6 protein-coding genes and 1 pseudogene are annotated in these 4824 nt (G+C 42.2%); 2 read left to right on the forward strand and 5 right to left on the reverse strand.

The window, feature by feature from the left end; all coding sequences use genetic code 11:
- Positions 1–89: 89 nt before the first annotated feature.
- A pseudogene (locus SD31_RS21455) lies at positions 90–209 on the forward strand (alkaline phosphatase); the annotation flags it as partial.
- Between the two features lie 111 nt (positions 210–320).
- The gene (locus SD31_RS14015) at positions 321–1169 is read left to right on the forward strand and encodes an alkaline phosphatase (protein WP_262506655.1); all 849 of its coding nucleotides are present in this window, start codon (positions 321–323) and stop codon (positions 1167–1169) included.
- 65 nt (positions 1170–1234) lie between these two features.
- Here the strand turns inward: SD31_RS14015 and SD31_RS15730 are convergent, their stop codons facing one another.
- From SD31_RS15730 to SD31_RS14030, 5 genes are all read right to left on the reverse strand, one after another.
- Positions 1235–2695: a mechanosensitive ion channel family protein gene (locus SD31_RS15730; protein ID WP_231561690.1), complete on the reverse strand. Its 1461-nt coding sequence runs from the start codon at positions 2693–2695 to the stop codon at positions 1235–1237.
- Between the two features lie 119 nt (positions 2696–2814).
- On the reverse strand, positions 2815–3024 hold the full coding sequence (locus tag SD31_RS15735) for a hypothetical protein (RefSeq protein ID WP_052259093.1): 210 nt from the start codon (positions 3022–3024) through the stop codon (positions 2815–2817).
- Positions 2999–3526: a hypothetical protein gene (locus SD31_RS15740; RefSeq protein WP_052259094.1), complete on the reverse strand. Its 528-nt coding sequence runs from the start codon at positions 3524–3526 to the stop codon at positions 2999–3001. The genes SD31_RS15735 and SD31_RS15740 overlap by 26 nt, the downstream gene beginning before the upstream one ends.
- A 214-nt stretch (positions 3527–3740) precedes the next feature.
- Positions 3741–4196, reverse strand: coding sequence for a DoxX family protein (locus SD31_RS14025; RefSeq protein WP_039054575.1), 456 nt, complete (start codon positions 4194–4196; stop codon positions 3741–3743).
- A 76-nt stretch (positions 4197–4272) separates the two neighbouring features.
- Positions 4273–4761 carry a hypothetical protein gene (locus SD31_RS14030; RefSeq protein WP_039054576.1) on the reverse strand — a complete coding sequence of 163 codons (489 nt, stop codon included), beginning with the start codon at positions 4759–4761 and terminating at the stop codon, positions 4273–4275.
- Positions 4762–4824: the final 63 nt, after the last annotated feature.

The following is a 4824-nucleotide window of genomic DNA, read 5'->3' on the forward strand; positions in this document are numbered from 1 at the left end:
TCCAGTGCAGGAGGTAACCGCTTTGGCCGTAGGTAAAAGGAACCAAAAATGGAGTACATCGGTATGACAGTACAGCGACAGTATCTTACAAGAGCATAGCATATGCAGCCAAAGAAAAAGGATGGAAAGTAGGCATAGCCACTAGCGTGAGTGTAGACCACGCCACTCCGGCTTCCTTCTATGCCAACCAACCGGACAGAGGACATTATTATGAAATAGCTTTACAAATCCCTAAATCGGGCTTTGACTTCTTTGCCGGCTCCGGATTTCTTAAACCTACCACTACCCTAAAAAAGGAAGAAGCTACCGACGTTCATGTAATCCTAGAAAAATCGGGGTATAAAATCGTTAAAGGTAAAAAGGCTTTCCTCAACAAAGACTACAACAACCAAAAAGTGGTATGGATCAATGACGACCCTAAGAATACGGCCTCGCTGAAATTCGCCATAGACCAAGATACTGAGGACATGACTTTGGAGGACATCACCAAAGGCGCAATAAAACACCTAAGCCAAAACAACGACAAAGGTTTCTTCTTGATGGTGGAAGGTGGAAAAATCGACTGGTCGTCACACTCTAACGACGGAGGAACCACACTCCATGAAGTGATAGACTTCCAGAAGACCATACAGCTGGCATACGACTTCTACAAGCAGAATCCTAAAGAAACACTTATCGTTGTGACAGCGGACCATGAAACAGGCGGCTTAGTCATAGGCAACGGTTCTTCTAAGCTTAACACAGCAGCCTTAGCGCATCAGAAGGTGTCGCAAGGCACATTGTCTTCCCTGATAGGCAACCTGCGCAACGACAAGCCTAACGCCTCCTGGGATGAAATAAAACAGCTTATCGCCGACAATACCGGCTTGTTCACCCATCTTAAGGTGTCCAAAGGCGACGAAGAGTCTCTCTTCAAAGCCTATGAAAAGAGCTTCGTAAACCATGTCAACGAAACTACAAAAACGCTTTATGCCAACGACGACAAGCTCGCCGCATTAAGTATTAAAATATTAAACAAAATAGCTTCTTTAAGCTGGGGATCGACAAACCATTCGGCAGGATATGTACCTGTATATGCCATAGGAGAAGGCGCCGAATTGTTCAATAACAAAATGGACAACACCGATATCCCTAAAAAAATTGCGCAGGCGGCACAGCTGAATTTCTAAACAAAAGAATACTCTAAACAGTAAAGGCAATGCGAAAAAGCATTGCCTTTACTGTTTTCTTATGCTTACAGACGGGCTACCGGCGCCACACTGTAAAATTTGAGTTTTTCTTCCTCGAATTTTTTATAAAGATTTAAGAAAACCTCACTTTTGAAAGAGCCTGCATTGGCGGCATAGTTCACCCATGCCGTTATGCTTAGATACACCATATCTGCACTTATATCCTGTACACTAACGGAGACGTCGAGATTTTTCACGAAGTAGCTGCTACTTTCTGCTGCTGCCGTTATCCACTGTTTCACCTCATCCAGTTCTGCACGCTTGTCCACCATCACGATGAAGCTGGTCTTGCTATATTCGTGGGATAATGTCCAGTTTACCACCCTTCCAGAAAGGAGGTCTCCGTTAGGAATGATAACATCGGCACCATCCGATGTCTGGAGGACACTGGCGCGGATGCCTATCTCCTTCACCCTACCTTTCTTGTCGGCGAGTTCAATCTGATCGCCCACTCGAAAAGGTTTGTCAAATACGAGAATGATTCCCGACACAAAGTTGTTGATGATATTCTGCAATCCCAAACCAATACCTACACTCAGAGCCCCTATCACAACCGTAAGCTTATCCATACTCATCCCCAATGCGGAAATGGCAAAGAAAAATCCACAAAGGATGATGGCCAGACGTACCAGAGGAAACAGCGTCATCTTCTGGTTATACTTCTGCGTAAGCTGACCATCCTCTCCACCGAAGACGATAAGACTTATATTTTTCTGTAACCAGTTGGTCACCAGCAGTAAAATCACCGCCACTATAAGATTAGAAAATGTAAAGCTGATGTCCCCTATTTTGCGCTTCTTCTCCAATACAGTTTCGCTGAAGTGTACCAGCGTATCTATAAACTGCAAGTTGTTGGCCAATACTAGGACAGCCAGAATGAGGCATATGAGACGTGTAAGTTCCAACACCAGCTTCAACACACGCTCTCTATTGAAACGAAGGAAAAATCCACGATACAGCTTATCATGCTCAAATTGCTTGTTAAGATCTTCCCTTATCATCTCCACAAAATAGCGCAGCGTGAAAGACTGCACTAACCCTACCGCACAAGCTATGCTGAAACTTCTCGACATATCTACCTTGCCGATAATATTGAGGATTATAGCTGTAACATTGAGAATGGCAAAGATGACATAGATAAGATTATTGATATATCCGGCAGAGGTTTTGTCTTTAATTTTCTTCTTGCTATAGCTCACCATCCCCAACGCCAACACATTGAACAGAATACATATTATACGGAGCAACAGATCGTCGCTCACAATCATATTAACAAATACATCCAAAATATAGAAGAGCACAATAGCCCTTAATACCTTCTTCAGGTTACTGGTAAGTTTGTCGTATGCCAAAGTAAGATATAGAAATACAATAAGTATCTGTGCCCCTTGGATGACGAAAGTAGGTGTGAAAAGACTGACTAAGGGCAACAAAGTAAAATAGAAAATAATGGTCTTCAGTGTCACCGTCAACGTCAGCCTGCGAAGTCCTGTCGCAATATTCTTTTATTGTTGATTTCGTAATGGATACGAAAACACCAATAGCCATATGCCAAAGCCAATATCAACAACAGTATCCGTGAACTCTAAGGTATATCGTTAAAGTAACGGCTAATGGTATTGCTGTTGTAATTGTTTTTGATGTTGTTTATAAGTGTCTCTTTGGAAATATTCTGCTTCTTGGAGGCCCAAAGTGATGCTGTCGCTCCCGCAGATGCTGCTGTTGTATCCCCCTGTCCTATGCTTCCGGCTTGGGCCAGAAGCTGCTTGTTATGGTTCAGCAGGGTTGCTACCATAGCATTCGCCTCCAAGCAAGAGGGAATCGTTCTTCAAGGTTAGCTGCCGCAATGACTCACCAAGATGGCTACTAAGTCGCGGATATCTTGCTTCCTGAATATCGTATTTGGCGATAAACTCTTCTATAGCACGTTTAGACTCACCCACACTAAGCAGATAGTTACTTAACGACTGCTTCATGGAGTTGAGCTGTGCATTGTTATGTTCGGCCTCTTCCAAAACGACAGCCGAACCGTCTTTGGTCTTATCACGTAAGATGCTGCTATGCTCTTCAACTTTCTTCTGAATTCCTTCAATAACTTTGTTTATGTCTCCTACATGTATGTTATTTAAGAAATTAACGGAAAGACCACGTAGCTCTCTCCGCAAAGAGTCGGGAAGATGACGGGCAGTATCCACATGAACCCGGTTATTCAGGCTGTCCTGTCCTACAGTGTTGCCCCAAAAGACTACAGAAAAGACAAGCAACAGCAAAAGATATCTACCAGCTTTACTAATCATAAATAGTTTTATTTGCATTAAGATTGCACAAATATCGCTATAAACTTTCTGTTAAGACAGAAAATCCTATTAATATTTAGCTCAAAACATTATGACGACTGAAGATATCTTTCTTCCGCAGAGACTATTAAGTTTTATGATGAAACATGATTTATCGTTACTACATTCCTCAACTTACAAAAAAATAGGGCAACTATACTGTTGCCCTTTCAGATTATATTTCCCGTTGATATCCGGGTTTATTCATCATCCTATCCAAAGAGTAGTTTCCCGATCCGCGGATCATAAAAACTATCAATAGCAGCAGTACTATCACAGAAAGCCACAGTTCGGAATTCAGGAATCCAAAGCCGTAGGTGATATTCACAAAAAATACGGCGCCCACAAGCACGGGCAGCAAAAGTATGCAGGCTAGACGTGTCTGAAAACCCAAAATGATAAATATGCCACCTACCAGATGGGTAAACACCACATAATGCACCGCTCCCCATATAGAAAGCTGAAAATGGGTCTGCTCTATCAAACTACGAACAGCCTCCCTGTCGTTGACAAAGCTTATCCCCTTGGCAAGAATAATGATTCCCAAGGTGATACGTAAATAATCCATCCATGAAACTCTGCCGGAAGTTCGCGAAGAATGGAGTGGAAGCCTTTTATCTGCAAGATTCATAATAAATCTCCTTTCTATAATTGGTTATAAAACCATAACGCAAGAAAAGAGATAAAGTTGTATGAAAGATAAAATGTTACAATTCTTTGTCATAGGTTCTCTTCCAGTGCAGCATCCTATCTTCCGGCGACTCTTTCACCTTGTATTCCAGACGGATACCATTCAGACGACGACGTTTTAAGCGCTTGTTGACCTCGTCACGAAAGGCTATACCCGTAATCTGATACAGGCCGAAAGGAGTACCAGCATACTTAGCATTGACAGTGTCGTCATCCACTAGCTCGAAATCGAAAAAGCAATTCAAATAATCTTTCCAGAAGAAAATAGGGTTTTCATCCTTGTCGGAAAGACTACTAGGCGGATAACAGTCTTCGTCATAGATTTCGAAGAAGTCTGCCAAGACCTTGTTGGTTTTCTCCAAAAAGTCGGCAGCCTTATCCGCATCTTCTATAGGCAAAACCGAAATAATATCGCGCTCCTCCAATAGGTTGAACATCACCCGCTCGTTAAAGCAGTATACCATCTCGTCGATCAAATCCTCGATATTATTGAACATCTTTGCCATGCGACAAAATTAACAACTATTTTCCTTAAAATCTTATTTCAAAAAAMYATCAAAAAATCTTAG

Origin of the sequence: Sphingobacterium sp. T2, assembly GCF_000814685.1 — a bacterium.
Taxonomy (GTDB): Bacteria; Bacteroidota; Bacteroidia; order Sphingobacteriales; family Sphingobacteriaceae; genus Sphingobacterium; species Sphingobacterium thermophilum.